Raw genomic sequence first — 22977 nt, forward strand, 5'->3', positions numbered from 1 at the left:
CGAAATGAAACAATCGATTACACACCAATGGCTGATTGGATCTCGACGCAGCGACCGAGAAAAGAAGTACTTCGAAGAGCAATACTCCACATGTTATGTCAGCAATTGTCATTGCAATCTTAGAGGACCCTATACAGGTACTGGTGACCTTCTGCGCCAGATTATTCCAGAAGCTTATTCGAAATGGCCAGACCTGATTTTATCACACTGCACCGAGATCTTATCCATAGCACCAGAACTGAAAGCAGTCATTCCTGTTAGTGTAGAAACACTTACCTCTCTTGCTATTCCGAAAGAGAGAACACGTTATTATTCGAAATTGCGTACACTTCGCATGTCGAATGGTTTGATCGATCTTTTATTGGCATTAGCGAATCGGGAACGAATGGGAAAATTGACCCTGGTTTTTGAAAATGTGCAGGCCTGTGATCAACTTGATGCAGAATTTATAAGTACACTTCTGCGTCGTGCGAAGTCTGACCTGATTCAGGTGATCGTAAGTTCAAGTGAAATAGCGGAAAAGGAAGCCCTGAAAAAGGCGTTACAAACGTATACGGAGCCTACTACTATTCTTTCTGACATCGAACAAGATAGGGGGATAGTAAATCTATCTGACGAACAGCGACTTGAGCTAACGAAACGATACATATTTTCTGACTGCACATCAGATTGTGAGCAGGAATTGCTCGCCTATGAAGCAACTCCTATTGAAATTCGTCAGAGCCTTCACGAAGAGCGGGCAGAATCTCTTATAAAAGAAGAGCAGTGGTCACTGCACTTAGGCGCCATTCCGTTTCATCTGGAACGCGGTACTTCTGAGAAATCAGCAAGCGAAGCGTTGTTTAAAGCAGTTAGTTATAGCATTAACATGGGTTTTTACGATGCGACTATCGATATGAGCCTACGTGGCCGGAAACTGACGAATTGGAGCAGCGAATTTGATAATAGTCGGTATTTTACAATGAAAATGGCTACGTCTCTGGCTGCATTGGGTGAAACTGATGATATACCGACGCTTTTAGGAGAAGTGTACGCAAACACTGATGATTTTAGAGTTCATATGCAAATTTCATATGGATTTTCGATGTACTATACGAGGCATCACCGAGAACGAGAACACGAGAAGGCGAAAGAATGGATACAAAAAGCCATTGATTTGGCAGAATTGATTGAAGATGAAAAAGAACGTGCATTTCAACAAGTATTTAACCAAAATGGATTGGCTTTAGTAGAGTTACATATGGATAATCCTGAAGAAGCGCTTCGATTGGTTACGGAAGGATGGCAAAGGTTAAATCAGACTCTTGCTCCTGATGAACATATGTTGCATCGCTCGGTGTTGCTACATAATAAAGGGCTGATTTACGTAGCTTTAAAAAGGTTTGAAGAAGCAGCTGAAACATTTAGCCAAGTGATACAGATTGATTCCAATTATCCAGAATATTACTTTGATCGTGGAAACCTTTATAGCCGAATGGGGCGACTGGATGAAGCCATTGAAGATTATAACCAAGCGATAAAGCTTAGTCCTCCGTTTCCAGAGGTTTATTTCAATCGAGCTACTGCCTTCAATCGTCTTGGAGATGTGGAGAAAGCAATGGCGGACTATGACTACTTGCTTGATATAGACCCCGAAAATCTTGATGGATTACTTAACAGAGCTACATTATTGTATCAAGCGGAGAAATTCGAAATGGCCCGAAAAGATGCTGAATTCGGTTTAGAAATAGAGCCTGATCATGCGCGGCTTCTGTGTACACTAGGTTTAATTGAAATGTCGGATGGCAATAATGATCAAGCTCTAAAAACGTTTACCGCTGCCCTAAACAAGGATAAGGAAATGATGGCAGCCTGGACAAATAGGGCTGTCCTGTACTATGAGATGGGGGAGTATGACAGGGCCATAGCTGATCTAACTGAAGCTATTGCACTAGAGAAAAATGCAACCGTCCTTTACAACCGTGCATGGGTCTATGAAGCACAGGAGGAGTGGCAATTATCCATTTCCGATTATACAGAGGCCTTAGCGTTTTCTGATGCAGACGAACAAGATATTTACTATCGGAGAGGTTTGTGTTTTATCAAAATGGGTGATAGGGAACTTGGCACGGAAGATTGGAACAAGCATCTCATGTTTGGAGAATCACCGCATGTGAATGAAATGATGCAACTGTTACCCTCCCTGTTCGTTTCGAAATAATGAAATATTTTGTGGACAAGGGAGGACTTTCCCCATCAAAGGCCACGTGGTATAGGGCAAGCAATGTGAGGAGCATCCAGTAACGGCTATTCATTTGAATGAGGAATAAGAAAAAGAAAAACGGCTGAAGTCCTTGATAAAAAGGATTTCAGCCGTTTCTTTTCTCAACTAATTAAATGTAATACCACCTGTTGGATTTAATGTCGTTCCACCAATTTCAACTTTAATTTCACTAGTTAATGGAACATTGTGTTCATCAATAACGGTTCTCCACCACTCCCAAGCAAGGCCGGTACATTCTTTCGCAAAAATCCTTATATTTTTTGCATTAGGAGGCAGAGGAATGACTGTATTGAAAGGAGCTGTTCTGTCTTGGTTGCTTCCTTCCCACGTTTTATGTGTGAGTATTTCTTCACCATTTTCATCATAGGAAACTTCATCCCAGGAAACATCAAATTGAGCGACATACCAGCCATAGTGACCAAGGGATATTTTGCCTTTCGAATATTCTGTAGCTGTAGTCTCAATATAATCAGTATTGTTATGAACGGCAGCAATTGCATTATCTTTTAAGAAAACACTTGTATATGAGATTGGGTATGCTGGGTTCTTTAGGCTAAATTCTGCATTATCTTTAATGATATTACGGATCTCACTAAAGTCTTTTGTAACCACTTTGTTATGCTCTTGTGAATCTCCGCCTAATACGACAGCTGTAAAGGAACTGTCTTCATAAATATCCTTGTACTCGGCATTCGTTTCTACACTGCCTTTATTCTGAAGCAAGGCTTTAAATGCTGCTTTTACGTCTTTGCTCTTAGAGGTTGTTTCTAATTTCACATAAATGGTTCTACCATAAGCTACATTTGATACCATTACAGGCGGGGATTGATCACTTACCCCTTTACGTTTTAAATCTTTAAAAGTAACACTATCATCAAAAAGATCGGATGGATCGTTAGGCAGTTCCGCACTTACCGTATAAAATATTTGTTTATATGCCGCCACCATCACTTTTTTCTCTCCACTAGAAATCGCATTAAAGTCAATTCCCAATGTAGAATCAAGATATTTAGCGTTAACATTTAGAGCACTTCCGATTTGAGATTTGCTATAAACCATTGATTCTGCATACTGCAATCGCGCAGGTAAAGTATGTGTTTCTGAATACTCATCGCTCCATTTAGAAACAAGCTCATCTACTGCTCCAGACACATTACCGTATGTTGGATTATCCACAGTAATTGAATTTTCCTTTTTCAAACCTGGTAAATCAATACTAATAGTCAAAGGTTTTCTTGGTACGAGTAATAGACTAGGTTTATTTTCTGTAAAAGCTTGATTGGCAAGTTGTAATGCTCCTGGGTAAGTGCGATTAGTCATAGAATCAATAATGGAAATATCGACTGGAGAAGTTGCAAGTGACTTCTTTTTACGTTCGATGACAATAAACTTACCTTTTGGATTGATTCCTTCTTTTGGAACAAAGCTATCTATCTCATCACCACTTACTGCTAAAATTTCGTCATTATCATAGTCTAAGTCTGCTATACCGGTATTAATGTCATCGGCGTTGCTTGATTCACTGACTGAACTAGAATCACTTGTTTCGGCAAAAGAGATAACTGGATAATTTACAGTAGCGAAAATAACAGATAAACTCGCGATTAATTTAAAAATTCTAGTATGATTTCGTTTCTTCATAAGATATCCTCCTTTGAGATGTGAGCATGACGTCAAATAAATATGCTCACAGTAAATATTTTCCGGAATACTAACTATATCGGTCGTTTCGGAAATAATCTTTAGATTTAACCAGAAAAAGTATATGGTGAGGCATATCTTACAGCTATGGAAGCCATTTAACAAATGGTGTACAAAAAAAATAGCCGTTCGATTAGAACGACACTTTGGGTGAGTAGTTATGGTTGAGGAGTAGGCAGCTTAAATAGGCTGCACGTTAACGACAAAGATCGTGCAGCCCATGAATTCGCGCGACAGGTTGAATACATCCGGGGTTTGTGTTGCCGAATTCAAAGTATGTGTATCCTGTTGATCGAATCGGTGTAAAAGGGAAGGGAGCCGTGGCTTACAAGCATGTAAATGCAATAATTAACCGTAAATCAAATCCAGTTTGTCTCCAAGACCTCCCCGTCCATCTAAACCCTGCAACCGACCTAGAACCTACAAAAACGGGGAAAAACCAGAATTGCTCTCCATTTACAAGCCAAAGATACGTAAAACGAAACAAACAACCTTCAATAGCCCTTGGATCAATTCGAAAGGGAGCGGGTTGTGGGGGGATGAACGATGGGGGAGGAGTTAACGGCTCTGGTACTTGCTGTGCTCCTGGCGGCTGACCCGGAGGTGGCCCTAGAGGTGGTCTAAATGCCATTAAAAATCTCTCCTTTTACAATGAATTCTCAACAGTGTATGTTCAAACCAAAAACAATGATTGGGCAGGCCACACCTATGGATGTGACTAGCGTATGATACGTATCGAATCATGCATGATCACATTCCCGCGCGAGCTTATAAAAAAACTGCCCCTTTTTTCGCTTGGGGCAGTGTAATGTCTGGGCTGTTTTCGCCCATAAAATTAAAAAGTATTATATACATTTTCACATTCTTTCGCGGTCGGCTCATAAAAACAATGAAGCTTGTATCGTCCTACGTGCGGCTGATTATACCAGGTTGGCGGACAAGGCAGGGGATTTTGCGCCGTGCCCGGACGAAAATACCAGAGGGAGAATTTGCCCGGCCAATGCCGCTCCCCATTCACAGCCCGTCGTGCCAGACGGCGTTCTCTATCTCTAGATCTTTGGTAGTACATACCATGTTGCAGAGCTTCAAACGCATGCGGCTGATTGATCATTTGGGGAATGGTTCGGATTCCTTTAAAATCGGAGCAATTCGCTCTTACTCGGTTAACGCCAACATTTCCAACAAGGAGCATACCCATTTCGCCTTCACCCACAGCTTCGGCTCGAAGCAACCTTGCCAACATGTCAATATCACTGCTCCTGGCTTTTACGACTGCCATCGGCTCACCTCTTTAGATTGTTCTAGGCACATTATATTGTAGATGAAACGGATATGTTACGCTGGCTTTTCAACGAATAGAAAAAGCCGCCCCCTCGCAGAACAACGCGAAGAGCGGCTACCAAACTAAGAACGATCTTTAAAAATCCCAAACGGACGACCAACAGGAAGGAATACTCTACCAAAGTGATTATTCAACACCGCTGCCCCTGCACCGTAGAAGGAGAGAAGAGCGATTCCCATTTCAGCATAAGCAGCCATTGGTTTGAATACGCCAGAAGCAACACCAAAAGCATCAAAAGTCAGACCCACGAACAAAACGTCGATCAGGACGAAGATTAAGAACAATACTTTGTGAGTCTCCATCGATCCAATCGTCATCAGAATGGAAAAGATGAGATATCCAACGAAGGCAAAGCCGAGCTGTGCACCGTCAGCATTCGCAGCGAGTGTCTCACCGAATACACCGAGCTTCACAAGCCAACTGCTTGCCGTCGCGAACCAGAAGAATGCATACGCCCCAAAAGCGGTCGTCCCGAATGTGTTGTTGTGCTTCGCATCGAGGATAGAGGCGTAGAGTTGGGCAAAAGCACCGAGGAAGATGGCCCAAGGGATCACGAGTCCAAGCCCTTCTGTCAGCCCAAGCTTTTGCGAAGAAGCTACGAACGTAACGATAGCCAGTCCGAACAAACCGATCGCGCTCGGATCGGCTGTGACGATTTTGACGTTGGTATGTTGTTGACTGTTCATGATAGTAGTAAAAGCCTCCAATATTATCAGGGTAAACCTGTGAAAGATTTGGACCTTCTGCCGATAGCAGAGTAGCACTGATATATTCTAATCGAAAATATACTCGGCGCATAGAAGGGAATTTTGCGGGGAAATGAGCGAAAGTAAGAGGACTGTCTTAAGTAGAAATTGATCTTCTACCTAAGACAGTCCTCCTTGTTTGCTTCAAAGTCATCAGTCCTTATTTCCAAATGAGCGATATGGCGTCAAGTTCAAGAGATCTTCCTGGCTTTTTGGCAATTTCGATAGCGGGATCTGGTATGCCATTTCGATAATTTTGCTTGCGACCTCAGCGCCGTTGGTAGGGATAAGACGAAATCTTTTTTGAATGACCTCTTTATTTCCTAAAGCATACTCGATCTTTGGTACAATCTCTGCCGGTTCCTGGATCGATACCTGATCACTATTGGCTATTTCTCGCAGCATATCTATTTTTTGCTCGCGTTCCGCATCATCCGGCGGAAGGAAAAGCAATGGAGTTCCTGTAGAGATGCAATCTCCTAAAATGCCCATGCCCGGTTTGCTAATGACCAGACTGGCCGCCTGTACAAGGTTTTTGCCATTCGGGATGAGAGGGGCTTTGATGATTCTTTCATCGAATGGGTAATCTTCATCTGCCAATTGCCCAGCTATAACAAATCGATAGCGGCTGGCAAGTGAGTTTATTTGATCATACCACTTCACGATCTGTTCATAACGGTTAGCGAGTCCGCCCCCCATGTGAACCAAAATAAACGACTCGTTCTGCTGAAGACCTAACATGCGTCGCACTTCTTCCGGTGACTGGCTGATTTCCCTGGTGATTAAAGGAATCGGGATGTAGATGCAGTTCATTTGCGGATGGGTCTGCTTAGGCGGAATCAGATTCATGTGCAGAAAGATATCGGAGTGATTGGCGATTTCTACAATGCGATTTTTATATTCCTGCATGGGAGCTGAATCACTTTTATCGATGATAAAGTCACTGTGATAGAGGGTCACTACCTTTGTGTTTCCATCGACTTTCCCCTCACTGCGAAATCGAGGCACATCGGCGCGCCAATCATTTATTAATAGTGTGGTTTGTTTACCATCCTCGAATTTTTTGGATTTAAAGGCCTTCAATTGGACGTCATTGTGCAGGTTTTTCGCTAAATAGCCATGTGTTTCCCGAAAGGCAAACACGTGAATAGGAAGATGGTGTTGCTGCAATTTTTCCGTTATGCTAATGCATCTACCGAGATGGCCCATACCTCTGCCAACCACAAAGGAGATCATATTTCATCACCCTTTTAAATAGGTACTTTCTTGTTCCCTGTCTGTCTGGAGCTTGGACAAATTACCCCAATAACGCTCTTATGGGATAAGGTCATTGCCGAATTCGAGTCGTTCCTCACAGCTTATATATTTTATGGGGATGGATAGAACATGCTCTAGTCGTATAACGGTTTTCTGATCGATCACAGAAAAAAGCCGCATTAGCGGAGGCTTGCAGCTGTGAATTGTGCTCCCATCTAGAAATAATTAGGTATTTTCATTACACAAACCAACGCTGTCCATGAATAATGTGTATATATAGCTCAATAAGGATATGGGGTGGGAGAATAGTGGGCACGATTCATATTGTAACAGCCGTTAATGATGGTTTTGCTATCCATCTCGCAGTCATGTTATATTCCCTTTTTGAAAATAAGGTCTCTAAAAACCCAGTCATCGTTCACGTTATTGACAGTCAAGTCTCAGGGAAAAACAAATCCATCTTAACGAAAACTGTGAAACGATTCCATGCTCAAATCAAATATGTAACGATTGATCCGACCCTATATGATGGATTCCTCGTCCGTGATCATCTTACGCAGGAAACCTATCATCGAATTTCGATTCCAGACCTCTTGGACAAAGAGATTGAAAAAGTGATTTATTTGGACAGTGATATGGTTATTAAAGAAGACATCACTCCATTATGGAACACCAATATTGATGATTACTTACTTGCAGCCGTGAAGGATTCTTGGCAAGGGGTAAACAAATTAAGACATGTCGATCTGTCTATTCCGGATGACTGTGATTACTTTAATGCGGGAGTATTAGTCATGAATTTGAATAAATGGAGAGAGCATAACATCACGAGCAAGATTTATGATTACATGAAAAAGAACCAAAGTCTTATTCGTTATCCCAGTCAAGATCCGATGAATGCGATTCTTCATGATAATTGGCTCCAACTCGATACAAAGTGGAATTATCAGTCCAAGCATCTTTATAAAAGCAACCTGCGAATAGACCCGGCCATTATTCACTACACAGGGGAAGATAGCAAACCGTGGTTGAGTAAAAAGCACCCGCTTCGAGAGGAATATTTTCACTATCTCAAAAAAGTACAGAAGTTAAACTCCTTGTAGGCATCGGGCCTTCGGGGCTTACAAATTAAATAAAACGGATGGAAATCCCTTCACATGGAGAAATGATGGCTGGAGGGATTTTTGTGTTTCTGAAATCATTGGAATATAAGGGTTTAACTGCGAGACTAAACATCTTCATATAAAATATTGAACAAATTATGAAATATTTGGAATGTAACCATTTTCACCAACCACCTGACCTATAATGAAATGGAAACAATTTCTAATTAGGTATTCTTTTGGAGGTGGAGTGAGTGGCACGCGTATTGTATGTTACGATTCCAGCAGATGGTCACGTGAATCCTACATTGGGATTAGTGAAGCAGTTAGTCGACAACGGAGAAGAAGTCGTCTATATGTGTTCAGAAGAATATCGGGATAGGCTTGCCCAGACTGGGGCGCAATTCCGGGCTTATCAAATGGATGAACAAGTATTTCGTGATTTAGGCTTTAACCCAACAGAATTTAATCACCCTCTTCATTTCACCGATTTTATGCTGCGAGGTATTATTGAACCCCGCATTCCCGAGATTCTCCGGCAGATAGAAAATGAATCATTTGATTACCTGATTTTTGACTCCTTGTTTGGGTGGGGAGGGGCGATTTTAGGGGAGAAGTTAGGAATCCCGACGATCTGCTCCGTAACCAACCTGGCTTTTGCTGAACCGCTCAGCCAGATTGTAGAAGTATTTGATGCAAGTGATGTAGATGTGAATGCACTTTATGAACGAGTGACGCAGACTGCACAAAGCATTGCTCGTATATGCAACGTACCCGTACCTGCCATTGAAGATATTACCCGCCAGTTTGGGGACATGAAGATTGTCTTTACCAGCCGTGAATTCCAACCAGATGCTGACAAGCTGGACGATAGTTACATTTTCACAGGACCTTCGATTACTTCGCGCCCTGATGCTCCTTCTTTTCCGTTTGAAAAGCTTCGCTCCCCATACGATAAGGTCGTATACATTTCTATGGGCAGTATTTTGACCAAAGATGTGGAATTGTACAAACTGTGCTTTGCAGCCTTTCAAGATATCCCAGCTCAAGTCGTACTGTCTTGCGGAAAAGATACAGAGCTGGAATCGCTCAGAGAGTATATTCCACCGAACTTCATCGTTGAGCCTTACGTTCCTCAACTGGAAGTGCTTCAGCAAGCGGATGCTTTTATTACCCATGCTGGCATGAACAGTACGAGTGAGGCTCTCTATTTTCATGTACCACTCGTCATGATTCCATTAAGCTCTGATCAACCGATTGTGGCGAAGCGGGTGGAGGAGCTGGGAGCGGGGATTATGTTAGATAGAGGGCAGCTTACACCGACAGCTTTGAAGGATGCTTTGCTGCAAGTGTTGAATGAATCGACCTATAAAGAGCGTGCGATGCAGGTAGGGGATTCTTTGCGTAACGCTGGCGGATACAAAGAAGCTGCAAGACGTATCATGGAGATGTTCGTGCCTGATTAAAAATGAAAAGCTTCTTGCCTCCTTAATCATGAGAGGCGAGAAGCTTTTTTCTATAACTTTTTCCATATATTGAAATGGAGCCATTCCTCTTGAAGCACGTCTTGGCCATTGAGGTTAAGCAATGGGCCGAACCACAGCTTGAAATCCTTGTTCTTGTCAAAATGCTCCGCTGGAACCAAAATGACCAGCATGCTCTCCACACTTTCACCTGCTTTTAACTCGTCCTTGACTGTGGGGGTCAATCCGTTCGCGGCTTTTACAGTGGCTTTGGAATTGGGCAAATCAAGCTTCGCCTGCAAGCTGCTAACTTTAACCGTTTGCGCAGAGGTATTATCGATTCGGTATTTGACTGTCAGGGCGACAATCCCTTTATCGCTGAACCCTTGAAAAGACTTAACGTAAGCAGGCTCAATCGTCAGCTTTGCCCATTGATAGCCTTGCAGTGTAATTTTGATGTTGTCATACTGGTCGCTCTTGTTTGGCTTGAAGGTAAAGAGTACTTGTTTTTTGGCGATTTTTTTGGTGGTGAGAAAATCAGTATAAGGCGGTTCAGGAGGCTGAGGTTTCGCGGCGTTACCATCCGCGAGCAAAAAGTCTCGACCTCCGATGCGCAGCATTTTGGGACTTGGCTGTTCAGGTAGGAAAAATAGGAGCTTTTTCGTTTTGCCATCCTTATAGGTTAGAGAGAGAGTATAATTTACGATCTGATAGGTTCCGGATGCTTTGGACTCTGATCCAACGCTAGTAGAAGTGCCCGAATTATCTCCTGTACTGGAACCATCTGTGGTGACGCCCACGAAGCTGCTGTCTACAAAGGTACCGTCTTTATTGAATACATAGGTGATCGAGCTTGCGTATCCGGTGCCAAGAACGTTGGAGGAATAGCTGAAAGACTCGTACTTGCCTTGAAGCTTCAGCCCAGAGGAGGGGGCATATTTGATATATTTTCCACCGTTGATTTCCAGTTCGTTTGCTGATTTGACCTTGAACGTATACGCTTTTCCGTTACTGAGCGTGAGTTTGTTCCCTTTGATTTGATAGGTCAAACATGTATTTTTACTGCAATTGAGTGCATCTATTCCGCCATCTGGGAATGTTGTTGCCACCTGCTTATCGTTGATGAAGTAAAAATACTCCCAACACAACGAGGAGCATCCTCTTGCTCCGCCCACATCCATCTCCCATTTTGCATAAAAGCCTTTTGGTGCGATTTTGGCTGCGGCTACAACATTTATGTTTGTGGATGCTTCAGATCCCTTGCCCTGTGCCCCTTCTACAGTTGGCACAAAGAGCAACAGTATGGCAAAGATCATCATTGCGCTGATCACCCAAAGGGATATTTTTTTCTTCCTGACTGCTAACAATAGGCAACCCTCCATTTTCCTCTCGATGGATAGAAGACAGGTGAACTGGCGAAATTCCGTTCATTTTATTCATGGGATGACGGGAACAGACCTAGATTCGAGGAATTTATATGTGATCAGGTGGTGTTATTCGTGTGACGTAGTGTCATAATAGAAGGATGATAGTCAGAAGGAGATAGATTCGATTGAATAATACTGAAATCAAAAATGAGTTTCCCCTAAACTTTGAGGAATTAAAGAAAGCTGCTAATCGAACATCAAATTGGAGAGAGCGCTTAGAGGCTGTTGAAGAATTAGGGCAGTGGAAGCATGAGCAAACGATTCAATTACTGAAGCGTATCGTGGAAAATGATTCGGTGTACAAAGTGCAAGAGACTGCTTTTCATAAACTGAAAGCCTTTGGGGAAGGTGTCCGTTTACCTGCTCAGAAAAAAGGCGACTTGATCAAAGGAGCAACGAAAGCCTTGGTAAGAATTAAGAAAAGCTTGCCAAAAGGCCATACGTTTGAGGAGTTCAAAGAGAAACTGCAAAAAATGAGAAGCGATATCTATGATACGTACGAGGGAGAAAAAGGTGCTGATTTTGATCAGTGGCTAGAAAGCACATGGGCCTCGTTATAGAAAGAACAGTAGACATGGAATGAGTGGCAAAGGAAGGGGATCACGCCCCTTCTTTTTGTTTTTTTGGTTTCAACGAAATGTAAGAATTACCGATATAAGTAAAGTGGTGCAATGATTGCGAAATTCTTTCACAGGGAGTAATGACATGGGAATTCCAAAGCATGTAACATTTGAAAGTTGCACAGAGAAAATAGACATCCAAGATATCGAGGAAGTAGAAGCTGCCTTGGGCGTACGATTTCCCAAAGATTTTGTAGAGTGCATGCTTGAGAATAATGAAGGATGTCCTGTTCCTTGTGTCTTTGATTACGAGGAAGGAGAAGGTAAAGTATTTCATACATTCTATAGCCTTAGTAGTAAGGTTGGGAGTTACTATATCTTAACAGCACACGAGGATCTTAAGGATTGTGTACCTGACGGAGTGATCCCAATCGGGTATGATGCTGCTGGTAATTACATTTGCTTTGACTATAGTAACGGAAAGCATGCTGAACCAATCGTTGTTTTCGTACATCACGAATTTTTGATCACAGAGGAAGATCTGTATGAGGGTGAAATAGAAGAAAAATCATTGGAAGAATGGCAAAGAGATGCGATCTCCCCAGTGGCTGAAACATTTACAGAATTCTTATCGAAGCTGTATGAAGGCGGAGACGAATAACTAAGGAAAAGCCTCGTGGACATGTATCACCCACGAGGCTTTTCTCTACATTTTATTTCAAATCCTTACCTACTTTAATCACATACATCTGTGTCGGATTGCTATTAATTCTAATCTTGCCCTTCTCATCATAGCCATCTACGCCGAAATCATTGTCATTCACAATGGCAATCGTATTTTTATCCACAATCGCTAATCCTTCCAGCTTTTCATGCGGATAATTCAGCTTGGCTACATCCACCAGCAATTCCTTGGAAATCGGCATAATTCCTTTCTCTTTCACTTGGGCAACGGTGAATTTTTCGAAGTCATGCTCACTTGTTGACGTACCGAGTAGATTGGTTGCTTTCGAAAAATCAGCCTTGTAAATACGCTTAAGCTGTGCGTCTGCACCGGCATTTTTGTCTCGCTCGTCAATGAGTAAAACATCCTGACTGAGTGCGGCCAAGTCGCTGATGACGACGTCTTTTTGTTTCACTTTCACGAAGTCTTTCGCGTTTTCTGCGATGTACATGTACTCGCCTACGACTTTTTTGGTGGCGAGATCCATCTTTAAAATGCGCAAATTACGGGAAGCTTCGCCTGTCTTTTTATCAGGGAGTGCCATCGGACTTTGGATCGAAGTATACAAGAACTTACCATCTGGCGAGATCGTGACACCTTCGAAGCCACGGTTTGCAATGCGTTTGGAATAGACGGCTGGCAGCGTATCAAATATCTCCATCTGTGCACCTGCTGCAAGTAAGGCTTCTTTGGTACCCTTTGGTACATAGCGGCCCAGGATTGTGCCGTCACGCTTTACTTGAATGATGGATGGGCGATATTCGTCGGATAACCAAAAAGTATCGTCGATCGGGTTGTAAGCGATGCCTTCCAAATCCAAACCGTCTGGATCGTAACTAAGCTTTTTAGTTCCCGTTACATCGTAAGGAACTTCATCAGGGCCAGCGAGGTTCGGCAATCCACTAATATAAGTAGTTTTCGTAAAAGGGTTGATCTTGCCCTGTGGCAAACGCAGCTTGATGGTTTCCAAAACGTGAATGTTCCCGTTTTCTACTTTTATTTTGTACATGCGTGGTGTGTAGTTTTGGTCAGGGAACGTACGCAGCTCGTCCTTGCCGTATTGCCCATTTGGTCCACGGTCAGCCAGTGTATAAAAAATAGAAGGAGGATCGTTAGGAAGATGCACGAGACCAGAGAAGCCGCCTTCCTTAATACCTTCAGTGAGCGCAGGAGGATTTTTCCATTCATGTATTTCTGCTACTACTGGTGCTCCCGTTACATTTTGAGTTGCACCTGCTCCTTGTGTGCCGATCAAGGAAAGAGCCGCAATTGTTGCGACTAGCAAGCTTTTCTTTTGAAAAAGAATCTTCATCATATCCCTCCGAATGAAAAAACGACGTAATGAATCACTTTTGTTAGACTACCCTATCTATATTGGGGAAATATGAAGCTAAAATGATGGTTTTGTAAAAAATACCAACAAACAAATGAATTCTGAATAATCATAAAACTAAATTGACACACGCTCTTTTGATCTTATAAAATGCAAGGAAGGATTGAGGACTAGTTATAGCTGAGGAGAGATGAGCATGTCATTGACAGAACAGACAAAGAAGGGATATTTCGGTGAGTTCGGAGGAAGCTTTGTACCTCCACAATTACAGGAAGTATTGGACTATTTGGCTGAACAATTTGAAAGGTATAAAGATGATGAGGAATTTATCGAAGAGTACAAGTATTATCTGAAAGAATATATCGGTCGGGAAAATCCGTTGACGTTTGCTCGCCATTTAACTGCAAAACTCGGCGGTGCCAAAATTTATCTAAAGCGGGAAGATTTAAACCATACGGGTGCCCACAAGATCAATAATGTCATTGGGCAAATCCTTCTGGCAAAACGAATGGGTGCCCAGCGTATTATTGCCGAGACAGGTGCAGGACAGCATGGAGTTGCTACCGCGACTGTTTGCGCGATGTTTGGCATGGATTGCGTGATCTATATGGGAGCGGAGGATACGAAAAGACAGGCGTTAAATGTGTTTCGGATGGAGCTTTTAGGGGCAAGAGTGGTAGCGGTGTCCAAAGGGCAAGGAAGATTGAAGGATGCGGTTGATGAAGCGCTGAATGATTTGGTTGAAAACTATCAGAGCACGTTCTATCTATTGGGATCTGCGGTTGGTCCGCATCCGTTCCCCACGATGGTAAAGTATTTTCAAGCGATTATCAGTGAAGAATCCAAGCGACAAATCTTAGAAAAAGAAGGTCGGTTGCCAGATGCGGTCATCGCTGCTGTTGGCGGTGGCAGCAATGCGATTGGGGCTTTTGCCCATTATATTGAGGAACCATCCGTACGTCTGATTGGTGTGGAGCCTGATCAGGCACCTACCTTGACCCAAGGGGTTCCAGCTGTCATTCACGGTTTTAAATGCCTCGTATTGCTGGATGAAAATGGAGAGCCGCAAAAAACGTATTCGATTGCGGCTGGATTGGACTATCCTGGAATTGGTCCAGAGCACAGCCAGCTAAAAGTCAGTGGACGAGCGGATTATTATACGGTGACGAATGAAGAAGTGTTGGCGGCTTTTCAAGAACTGTCCAGAACAGAAGGGATCATTCCCGCCTTGGAAAGCGCACATGCCATTGCCTATGCCTTGCAGTTGGCCCCCACTCTTTCACCAGAGCAGATCCTGATTGTTAACCTTTCAGGACGAGGTGACAAAGACGTAGAGCAAGTTTTCCATCTGTTAAACAAATAAAGTGACTTAGAGGCTATCGCGAAAGTAGATTTTTTACTGGAGGATAGTCTCTTTTTCGTTCTTCAGTTGTGTTGTTCATAATGGTTATATATTTTTTAGTGAAACTTTAGTATTATTTTTTGAAGGGTTCCAAATAATAGTGGTTTCATTGTACTTCTTACAAGTTCATGTATGAGATTGGAGATAATAATGATGAAGAAAAACATTTACTTTAACCATGATGGCGGCGTTGATGATTTAATTTCTTTATTTTTGCTGCTCCAAATGGACAATGTGAATCTGACGGGGGTATCCGTCATTCCAGCGGATTGCTACTTGGAACCAGCGATTTTTGCCAGCCGGAAAATCATTGATCGTTTCGGTAAAGGCGGTCTGGATGTAGCAGAGTCCAATTCCCGCGGGAAAAATCCTTTTCCAAAGGACTGGCGCATGCATGCCTTTTATGTAGACGCACTGCCCTTGCTCAATGAATCAGGAGAAGTGATTACGCCAGTAGCGGACAAGCCTGCGCATCTTCATATTATTGAAACGCTGCGTGCTACGGAAGGAAAAACGACTTTGTTGTTTACTGGTCCTTTGACTGACCTTGCGCGTGCATTGGATATCGATCCGACCATCGAAGAAAAAGTAGAGCGTCTGGTGTGGATGGGCGGAACATTCCGTGAAGAAGGAAACGTGCATGAGCCTGAGCACGATGGAACCGCAGAGTGGAACGTATTCTGGGACCCGGAAGCGGCTGCTCGCGTATGGGAAAGCGGAATGGAGATTGAATTGGTCGCACTGGAGAGCACGAACCAAGTCCCACTGACACTGGATGTTCGTGAGCGCTGGGCAAAAGCACGCAAGTATATCGGTGTGGATTTCTTGGGTCAATGCTATGCAATGGTGCCGCCGCTTGTCCATTTCTCGACCAACTCGACTTACTACCTGTGGGATGTATTAACGACAGCGTTTGTTGGCAATAGTGATCTTGTAAAGGTACAAACGGTTAACAGCATCGTGATTACAGAAGGGGCAAGCCAAGGCAGAACTGTTGAGACGGCTGATGGACGCCCTGTACATGTGGTTTATGACGTAGATCGTGATGCATTTTTTGATTACATAACAGAATTAGCGAAAAAAGCGAACTAGAACAAAGCAAGTCATCTTAGATATCGACACAGCTGGCGATAAGGAAAGGATACGTTCATGCAATACATTTGGGGAGTTCTCGGCATCCTGGGAATTTTTTTAATAGCCTTTGCGTTTTCGAAAAATCGGAGAGCGATCAATCCGAGAACGGTCATTGGTGCGTTTTCGATTCAGTTTATTTTTGCTTTGATCGTACTGAAATGGGATTTTGGGAAAAAGCTTCTGGAGTACTTGGCGTCGATTGTTCAAAGCATGATTGATTCGACGAATGCCGGAATTCAGTTCTTGTTTGGCGGGATACTCGGTGCACAGAACGCAGGCTTTACGTTTGCCCTGCAAGTATTGCCAATCATTATCTTCTTCTCTTCCTTGATTTCGGTTCTGTATTATCTCGGAATCATGCAGTGGGCGACGAAAATCATCGGTGGATTTTTGTCTAGGGTGCTCAAAACGAGCGAGACCGAATCCATGTCAGCTTCTGCAAATATTTTCTTGGGTCCGATTGAGGCGCCACTTGTCGTAAGGCCTTATATTGAGAAAATGACCAAGTCCGAGCTGTTTGCTGTCATGACAGGCGGACTGGCGTGCGTTTCGGGTTCGGTTATCGGTGGGTATGCGATGCTTGGAGTTCCGATTGAGTATTTGCTAGCCGCAGCATTCATGGGAGCGCCGGGTGGTCTGTTGCTTGCGAAAATGATGATGCCGGAGACAGAACAGCCACACAGAGTGGAACATGTGGAAGTAATGAAAGATACGGAGTCCAGAAACGTCATTGACGCGGCAGCTCGTGGAGCTTCAGACGGGCTAAAAGTAGCTGCTGGTGTCGGTGCGTTGTTGCTCGCATTTATTTCGTTGATTTTCTTGCTGAACTCGATTATTGGCTGGCTTGGCGGGTTAGTGGGAATAGAAGCGTTGACGCTCGAGCATATTTTAGGCTACCTGTTCGCGCCGATTGCCTTTATGATCGGGGTTCCATGGGAGGAAGCGCTAAAAGCTGGTTCGTTCATCGGGCAAAAGATTGTCCTCAACGAATTTGTCGCGTACACGGCTTTTGCACCTGAGATCGCAAATTTGTCGCAAAAAAGCGTTGTGATCATCAGCTTCGCCCTTTGCGGCTTTGCCAATTTGGCTGCGCTGGCTATGGTCATTGGGGGCTTGGGCGGCTTTGCTCCGTCAAGAAGATCAGACCTTGCGGAGATGGGCTTACGTGCAGTAGTTGCGGCAACCTTGGCGAATCTGTTGAGCGCAGCGATTGCGGGGATGCTCATTTAGATGAATTAGTAGTACTACTCGCTTTTTGATGCAGGTATGGAGGCATGCTTCCATACCTTTTTTCTATGGGGTGGATAAGGAGGAAAAAGAGTTATGTTGGAAAAATTAAGAAGTTAGGTAATCTCAAAAGATGGAGCTGAAATTATGAACGTTGATGTACTTTTTAACCAGTTTCCCATTTTAAAATCAGATCGTTTCACCTTGAAGAAAATCGAAGAGCAGCATTTGGACGAAGTATTTGAAATCTACAGCAATGATCATGTATTTGCCTACTGCGGCATTATCCCCAAGCATAATAAAGCGACAGTGAAAAACATGATCGGGCATTTTGAGAGAGACTATTTGAAAAAATCGAGGATCAAATGGGGGATATTCGCCAATGATAACCCCGATTACTTGCTTGGCATTATGGAAGCTTTCGACTTTCATCAAAAGGTAAACATGGTGACGATTGGCTACTTCTTGTCCGAAGCGCATTGGGGAAAAGGGATTGCGACGGAAGCAGTAAACATATTGCTCCACTTTTTGTTCAGGGATGTCAACGTCAACCGAATACAGGCAGAAGTGATGCCTACGAATGAGAACTCCAAGAAAGTATTGATGAAGAGTGGCTTTATGAAAGAAGGAACACTCAGACAAGCAACGCTATGGTCGGGAAAAGGAATCGTGGATGTAGAGATTTATGGAATGCTAAAAGAGGACTATGAAAAAGGAAAGGGATGAATGTTGCCCATTCACCAGAATACACCGTTACCCGTAAAAGCCCTCCTATGTTACTATGATGGGTATGATCAATCATAGGCATCTGGAATGGGGAAAACATCTTGAAAACATTTAAGAAAGTCTATATAGAAATCACCAGTGTTTGTAATCTCGCCTGTACCTTTTGTCCGCCAACAGAGCGCAGTAAAAGTTTTATTAAAGTAGAAGACTTTGCGAAAAGGCTGGATGAGATCAAACCGCACACCGATTACATTTATTTGCACGTCAAAGGGGAACCGCTTCTCCATCCCAAAATTGATGAGCTGCTCGATATCAGTCATGAGAAAGGCTTCAAGGTCAATATCACCACAAATGGTACGCTGATCGCGAAAAATCGGCATAAATTGCTGGGCAAGCCTGCGCTCCGGCAAATGAACTTCTCGCTTCACAGCTTTGACGGACATATCGGCTCAACCGACCGCGAAGGGTATTTGCGCGAGATTCTTTCCTTTGTTCGGGAAGCTCAGGAGCATCAAGTGATTTTTTCTTTCCGTCTGTGGAACTTGACGCAGGATAACGCCACGAACATTCAAAAGAGTAGAAACCGCCAGACGCTTGAAGTGATTGAAAAAGAATTTGGGCTGGACTATCGAATTGAAGAAAAAGTAATGCCGGGCAGCGGGGTGAAAATCGATGACCGCGTTTATTTGAACCAAGATTACGAATTCCAGTGGCCGAGTCTGACAGCGCCTGAGGATGATGGAAAAGGCTTTTGCCATGGTCTGCGCACGCAGGCAGCGATTCTCGAGAATGGAACAGTTGTGCCTTGCTGTCTCGATGGAGAAGGGGTTATTAATCTAGGGAATATCAATCAGACCTCTTTCACTGATATTGTGGATGGCGAGCGGGCCAATGCTCTGGTAGAAGGATTTTCTCGCAGGGAAGCTGTCGAGGAATTATGCAGAAGATGTGGGTACCGCCAGAGGTTTGGAGCGTAGCAAAAGCAAAACGTCCGAGTCAAATGATTCGGACGTTTCTTCATTATTAGAAGGACACTACTATCAACGGCGGTGACGGCGACAACGGAAGAAACAGAAACGACAGCGGCGACGACGGCGACGGAAGAAGGAACAAAAACGGCAGCGACGACGACGACGACGGCGGCGACAACCACAGCCACAACGATCATGGTCACTGTCAAAATCTTCGTCCACGTCTCTATCGAAATCCCTTTCTATGTCTGTGTCACAATCTTTTTCAATCTCGTGTTTTTTTTCTCGATCATTACAACCACAAGACATACATCCACCTCCTTAGCGTTCATACAATATTTTATGAATGCCGCTTGGACATGACTGGACGAACTATAGGGGAAATAAGCTTGTTTTCAGACGCGGAAAAGTGGCGAATGCCGCTATCCACCCACAAAGTCTTGGGCAAAAGTGATGGTAAAACGCAAAAAAGATAGCAGATCCCATAGCTAAGAGAGCTAATGAGAACCACTATCTTTTTTTCTAGGCCATATGAGCCAGGGTAGACGAAAGGTAAAAAGCCCTCAGCTATGTGAGGGCTTGTAGTCTGTATTACTTTGCAGATGTATCGCTGGAGTCTGTATCTTGGTCGGATTCTTTAGAGGCTTGAATGTCGTCAATGATGACGATTTTGCCTTCTTCTTGCCATTTTACTTCCGCGTTCAGTTGTTCACTGATGAAGCGCAGAGGCAGGAATACACGTCCATTTTTCAGTACAGGTGCAGTGTCCAAAGAAATGGATTTCCCGTCTACAGTTGCTTCTTTTTTATCAAGGTACAGCGTGATAGATTTTTCGCCACGCGTAATTTCGACGGTACGAGTTTCTGGCTTCCAGTTAACCTCCGCTTTCAATGCGGAGCTGATGGCACGCACAGGCACCAAAGCTCTTCCACCTTGTACATACGGAGCCACATCCGCTTGTACTTGTTTTCCATCTACGAATGCTTTCACTTCTGTCGAGCCAGTATTCTCAAGGAGTTCTCCAAGCTTTTTGAATGGTGTGTGATCTCCTTTTTGGTACGTGCGCTGAAGAAGCTCAAGCTGTACGTCCAAAGCTCCCTGTTTGTCAGTGGTTTTTTCCAGTTCAGCTACCAGCTGCTCGTATTCCTTTATTTGATCTTCCGTGATTTCAGCCGTATGCTTGAGCTCTTGGCGAAGCTCGATCAGCTGTTTTTTCAATTTTACGTCTTTGATGTTGGTATCTGTGCTAGCTTCGGTTGAGTCCTCATCGTCGGTATCGGTATCAGATTCTTTGACAGAAGTTTCTTTTGATTTATCTTTTGCTTCTGCCTTTACTTCGGGCTTGCCGTTCCCATTTCCTTTGCTCTCCTGGTCAGCAGCCAGAGCAGCAGGTACACTTGTTGCGAGTAGAATAGCAACCAACGAAGTAGATATCGCTTTTTTCATTTGAATCTTCCTCCTTCTAGGTGTAAGTCTCATGAACTCGACATTCCAGACGGAGGAAAATATGAATATGTTGCATAGGTTTTGAGAAAATATTTTTATTTGTACGAGTGGTTACCTTTCAGTGTCATTCCTTCCAAATCCCGTATCTTCCTCACACGCCCGATTACGATTCCCAGTAGCGTCACAAGTACGCCAGAGAGAACAAACAGAAAACCAATCCCCCTGCCAGGCCCCGTTCCGATGATGTGCCCGACCGTTTGCCCAAGCAATTGATCTGCATCAAACAACGGATTGAATACATGATCCGCCAAAAATCCTGCCGATCCAAATGCCAGTACGAACCCGATTTGCGAAATAGCCGTGATCATCGACCATACTCTGCCTTGCCGTTCATTCTCGACATTCGTCCGGATGAGAACCTCGAGGCTCGTGTTTACAAAGGGAAGCGTGATGAAAAAGAGGAAGCCAAAAACCATAATCAGCCAAACGGAGGTGAACACACCCATCAGGGCATAAAACAACCCAGCAAGTACGAGAGAGAAGGACAGCATGATCACCTTGCTCTTACCCATACCGAAGAGTCCGATCAAAAGGCTACTGACGAGCATGCCCGATGCAGATGCAGAGAGAGCAATACCGAGCGTCTTGGAATCAGTTAATGTCAGCATCATAGGCCCAAAAAGCGATTGCATCAGTCCGATGTAAAAGCACACGACGGACATTAACAAAACTAACGAGAAAACCCCTTTCTTTGAAAGGAGATAGCGGAAGGCTTCAGACATTTCGCGAAAAAAGCTTTGTCTTTCCTGTTTCTGGGGAGTGGCATCGTGGTTCATAATCATCAGCACGGCGCCGACAGCTAGAAGGAAGGTCATCATATCAATGAGTAAGACGAGCTGGATATCAAAAGCACTGAGAAGAAACCCAGCAACCAGTGGAGAAATAAGATATTGAGCGGAACTTGCCAGCTGGATGAGCCCGCTAGCCTGTGAGTACATCTCTTCCGAAACCAGATCGGATACGGCTGCTTTAAAGGCTGGGTTTAGGATGGCGGCAGAGAGCGAGCTGATGCCGACGCCCAAATAGATGTGCCATAATTCCATATGCCCGGACAGCATGACAAGCAAGATGAACAAGATACCAGTTATGGAACCAATATCGCCAATGATCATCATTTTTTTGCGGTCAAACCTGTCTGCCAGCACCCCGCTAAAGGGAAGTAAAAGGAAGGAGGGGAGAAAAGAACAGAGAATGATGAACGAATAGCTCGTGGTAGATTGGGTCTGTTGAAAAACAAAGACACCCAAGGCAAAAGCGGTAAGTCCACTTCCGATAGCTGATAAAAGCTGCCCTGACCAAATGATCAGGAATCTGCGAAAGGCTTTATCATGAGCGATCATTGTCTTTCCTCCTTTTCATCCATCACAGAAACGAGAAGGACCCCGGCGCAGCTCCTAGTGACCTTTCAATAATCACCTGCATGGCTTGTAATCGTTTTGTCTGCTCCTCATGCTCCCAATGAAAAATGCCTGATTCCAACAAAAATTGTGAGCCAGCGAGGAGAAACTGAACGGTCTCCAAGGCATTCTCCACATGAAAGACGCCTTCTTTATGTCCTTGTTCAATGACTTGCGCAAGGACAGGGGCAATTTTCAAGATAATGGCGATGTTCAGACGCTCGTGAAGCTCTCTGTTTTCAGGGCGATGCAAGCTTTCCATCCATTCGGCTTGCTTGTCGATGGGTTGGCTTTGACTGCGCAGCATCTGGCGAACCTTCTCCATGATACTTAAGGTAGAGTCATCTGCGATTTTTTTATATTCTTCGCAAAGTGTATCGACCATGGACTGGACAAATGCTTCGAGGATTTCTTCCTTCGATTTGAAGTAGTAATAAAAGGTTCCTTTCGCTACGCCCACCTTTTGAATGATCGCATCCACGGTTGTATGGACATAACCCTGATTTCGAAATAGCTCCCCGGCGGCTTCCAATATTTCTGCTCGCCGTGTTGTGGGGTCTTTTACGATTCTTTTCATCGGCGCCTCCTTCGATTGTCAGTAAGTGGTTGGATACAGATTACCATATGACTGACCGTCAGTCTATAATCACTTGAAAGAAAAGAGGAGGGTAAGTCTCCTCTGTTCGGTAGTAGGA

At 43.8% G+C, this 22977-nt stretch carries 20 protein-coding genes; 10 read left to right on the forward strand and 10 right to left on the reverse strand.

The features are described 5' to 3' along the window. The first annotated feature begins 4 nt into the window (after positions 1–4). Positions 5–2200: a tetratricopeptide repeat protein gene (locus HPY27_RS10955; RefSeq protein WP_174224989.1), complete on the forward strand. Its 2196-nt coding sequence runs from the start codon at positions 5–7 to the stop codon at positions 2198–2200. Between the two features lie 168 nt (positions 2201–2368). Here HPY27_RS10955 and HPY27_RS10960 read toward each other — a convergent pair whose 3' ends face one another. The 5 genes from HPY27_RS10960 to HPY27_RS10975 form a co-directional block, all read right to left on the reverse strand. Then, on the reverse strand, positions 2369–3904 hold the full coding sequence (locus HPY27_RS10960; protein ID WP_173622643.1) for a thiol-activated cytolysin family protein: 1536 nt from the start codon (positions 3902–3904) through the stop codon (positions 2369–2371). 385 nt (positions 3905–4289) lie between these two features. Further along, positions 4290–4595 carry a transporter gene (locus HPY27_RS30125; RefSeq protein ID WP_254476049.1) on the reverse strand — a complete coding sequence of 102 codons (306 nt, stop codon included), beginning with the start codon at positions 4593–4595 and terminating at the stop codon, positions 4290–4292. A gap of 204 nt (positions 4596–4799) precedes the next feature. Further along, the gene (locus HPY27_RS10965) at positions 4800–5243 is read right to left on the reverse strand and encodes a cell wall hydrolase (protein WP_017249856.1); all 444 of its coding nucleotides are present in this window, start codon (positions 5241–5243) and stop codon (positions 4800–4802) included. A gap of 125 nt (positions 5244–5368) precedes the next feature. Continuing rightward, entirely contained in the window at positions 5369–5992 is a 624-nt protein-coding gene (locus HPY27_RS10970; RefSeq protein WP_174224990.1) for an acetate uptake transporter, read from the reverse strand. A 213-nt stretch (positions 5993–6205) separates the two neighbouring features. Then, positions 6206–7288 carry a glycosyltransferase family 28 protein gene (locus HPY27_RS10975; protein ID WP_017249858.1) on the reverse strand — a complete coding sequence of 361 codons (1083 nt, stop codon included), beginning with the start codon at positions 7286–7288 and terminating at the stop codon, positions 6206–6208. Between the two features lie 329 nt (positions 7289–7617). On the opposite strand from HPY27_RS10975, the gene HPY27_RS10980 reads away from it, so the two are divergent. Next, the gene (locus HPY27_RS10980) at positions 7618–8412 is read left to right on the forward strand and encodes a glycosyltransferase family 8 protein (RefSeq protein WP_174224991.1); all 795 of its coding nucleotides are present in this window, start codon (positions 7618–7620) and stop codon (positions 8410–8412) included. Positions 8413–8666: 254 nt separating this feature from the next. Continuing rightward, positions 8667–9878, forward strand: a complete 1212-nt coding sequence (locus tag HPY27_RS10985) for a macrolide family glycosyltransferase (RefSeq protein WP_017249860.1) — start codon at positions 8667–8669, stop codon at positions 9876–9878. Between the two features lie 50 nt (positions 9879–9928). Here HPY27_RS10985 and HPY27_RS10990 read toward each other — a convergent pair whose 3' ends face one another. Further along, complete coding sequence (locus HPY27_RS10990; RefSeq protein ID WP_174224992.1) at positions 9929–11242, reverse strand: hypothetical protein; 1314 nt, start codon at positions 11240–11242, stop codon at positions 9929–9931. Positions 11243–11427: 185 nt separating this feature from the next. On the opposite strand from HPY27_RS10990, the gene HPY27_RS10995 reads away from it, so the two are divergent. Further along, entirely contained in the window at positions 11428–11862 is a 435-nt protein-coding gene (locus HPY27_RS10995; protein ID WP_173622648.1) for a HEAT repeat domain-containing protein, read from the forward strand. Between the two features lie 145 nt (positions 11863–12007). Next, the gene (locus HPY27_RS11000; protein WP_173622649.1) at positions 12008–12523 is read left to right on the forward strand and encodes an SMI1/KNR4 family protein; all 516 of its coding nucleotides are present in this window, start codon (positions 12008–12010) and stop codon (positions 12521–12523) included. Positions 12524–12575: 52 nt separating this feature from the next. On the opposite strand, the gene HPY27_RS11005 is transcribed toward HPY27_RS11000, so the two are convergent. Then, entirely contained in the window at positions 12576–13901 is a 1326-nt protein-coding gene (locus tag HPY27_RS11005; RefSeq protein WP_254612875.1) for an esterase-like activity of phytase family protein, read from the reverse strand. Positions 13902–14115: 214 nt separating this feature from the next. Here HPY27_RS11005 and trpB point away from each other — a divergent pair, with 214 nt between their 5' ends. The 5 genes from trpB to HPY27_RS11030 all read left to right on the forward strand — a co-directional run bounded on the left by trpB (position 14116) and on the right by HPY27_RS11030 (position 19385). Further along, the gene (gene trpB, locus HPY27_RS11010) at positions 14116–15282 is read left to right on the forward strand and encodes a tryptophan synthase subunit beta (RefSeq protein WP_174224993.1); all 1167 of its coding nucleotides are present in this window, start codon (positions 14116–14118) and stop codon (positions 15280–15282) included. A 192-nt stretch (positions 15283–15474) separates the two neighbouring features. Beyond that, entirely contained in the window at positions 15475–16413 is a 939-nt protein-coding gene (locus HPY27_RS11015; protein WP_174225131.1) for a nucleoside hydrolase, read from the forward strand. 57 nt (positions 16414–16470) lie between these two features. Further along, a complete protein-coding gene (locus HPY27_RS11020) occupies positions 16471–17685 on the forward strand; it encodes a NupC/NupG family nucleoside CNT transporter (protein WP_174224994.1) in 1215 nt (404 codons plus the stop codon). A gap of 144 nt (positions 17686–17829) precedes the next feature. Beyond that, positions 17830–18408 (forward strand): GNAT family N-acetyltransferase, encoded by a 579-nt coding sequence (locus HPY27_RS11025; RefSeq protein WP_017249868.1) that lies wholly within the window; start codon positions 17830–17832, stop codon positions 18406–18408. Between the two features lie 101 nt (positions 18409–18509). Next, the gene (locus HPY27_RS11030; protein ID WP_017249869.1) at positions 18510–19385 is read left to right on the forward strand and encodes a radical SAM/SPASM domain-containing protein; all 876 of its coding nucleotides are present in this window, start codon (positions 18510–18512) and stop codon (positions 19383–19385) included. A gap of 585 nt (positions 19386–19970) precedes the next feature. Here HPY27_RS11030 and HPY27_RS11035 read toward each other — a convergent pair. The 3 genes from HPY27_RS11035 to HPY27_RS11045 form a co-directional block, all read right to left on the reverse strand. Then, positions 19971–20825 (reverse strand): copper amine oxidase N-terminal domain-containing protein, encoded by an 855-nt coding sequence (locus tag HPY27_RS11035; protein ID WP_174224995.1) that lies wholly within the window; start codon positions 20823–20825, stop codon positions 19971–19973. Positions 20826–20920: 95 nt separating this feature from the next. Beyond that, on the reverse strand, positions 20921–22225 hold the full coding sequence (locus tag HPY27_RS11040) for an MFS transporter (RefSeq protein ID WP_174224996.1): 1305 nt from the start codon (positions 22223–22225) through the stop codon (positions 20921–20923). 22 nt (positions 22226–22247) lie between these two features. Beyond that, entirely contained in the window at positions 22248–22859 is a 612-nt protein-coding gene (locus HPY27_RS11045; protein ID WP_174224997.1) for a TetR/AcrR family transcriptional regulator, read from the reverse strand. Positions 22860–22977: the final 118 nt, after the last annotated feature.

The sequence above is a fragment of the Brevibacillus sp. HB1.1 genome, from assembly GCF_013332445.1.
In the GTDB taxonomy this organism is placed as follows: domain Bacteria; phylum Bacillota; class Bacilli; order Brevibacillales; family Brevibacillaceae; genus Brevibacillus; species Brevibacillus porteri.

Coding starts and splice junctions, on each gene's coding strand:
- HPY27_RS11020 (WP_174224994.1), top strand. CDS start 16,471: ATGCAATACATTTGGGGAGTTCTCGGCATCCTGGGAATTTTTTTAATA.
- HPY27_RS10965 (WP_017249856.1), bottom strand. CDS start 5,243: ATGGCAGTCGTAAAAGCCAGGAGCAGTGATATTGACATGTTGGCAAGG.
- HPY27_RS11005 (WP_254612875.1), bottom strand. CDS start 13,901: ATGATGAAGATTCTTTTTCAAAAGAAAAGCTTGCTAGTCGCAACAATT.
- HPY27_RS11000 (WP_173622649.1), top strand. CDS start 12,008: ATGGGAATTCCAAAGCATGTAACATTTGAAAGTTGCACAGAGAAAATA.
- HPY27_RS10970 (WP_174224990.1), bottom strand. CDS start 5,992: ATGAACAGTCAACAACATACCAACGTCAAAATCGTCACAGCCGATCCG.
- HPY27_RS11035 (WP_174224995.1), bottom strand. CDS start 20,825: ATGAAAAAAGCGATATCTACTTCGTTGGTTGCTATTCTACTCGCAACA.
- trpB (WP_174224993.1), top strand. CDS start 14,116: ATGTCATTGACAGAACAGACAAAGAAGGGATATTTCGGTGAGTTCGGA.
- HPY27_RS11040 (WP_174224996.1), bottom strand. CDS start 22,225: ATGATCGCTCATGATAAAGCCTTTCGCAGATTCCTGATCATTTGGTCA.
- HPY27_RS11025 (WP_017249868.1), top strand. CDS start 17,830: ATGAACGTTGATGTACTTTTTAACCAGTTTCCCATTTTAAAATCAGAT.
- HPY27_RS10960 (WP_173622643.1), bottom strand. CDS start 3,904: ATGAAGAAACGAAATCATACTAGAATTTTTAAATTAATCGCGAGTTTA.
- HPY27_RS11015 (WP_174225131.1), top strand. CDS start 15,475: ATGAAGAAAAACATTTACTTTAACCATGATGGCGGCGTTGATGATTTA.
- HPY27_RS11045 (WP_174224997.1), bottom strand. CDS start 22,859: ATGAAAAGAATCGTAAAAGACCCCACAACACGGCGAGCAGAAATATTG.
- HPY27_RS10955 (WP_174224989.1), top strand. CDS start 5: ATGAAACAATCGATTACACACCAATGGCTGATTGGATCTCGACGCAGC.
- HPY27_RS30125 (WP_254476049.1), bottom strand. CDS start 4,595: ATGGCATTTAGACCACCTCTAGGGCCACCTCCGGGTCAGCCGCCAGGA.
- HPY27_RS10975 (WP_017249858.1), bottom strand. CDS start 7,288: ATGATCTCCTTTGTGGTTGGCAGAGGTATGGGCCATCTCGGTAGATGC.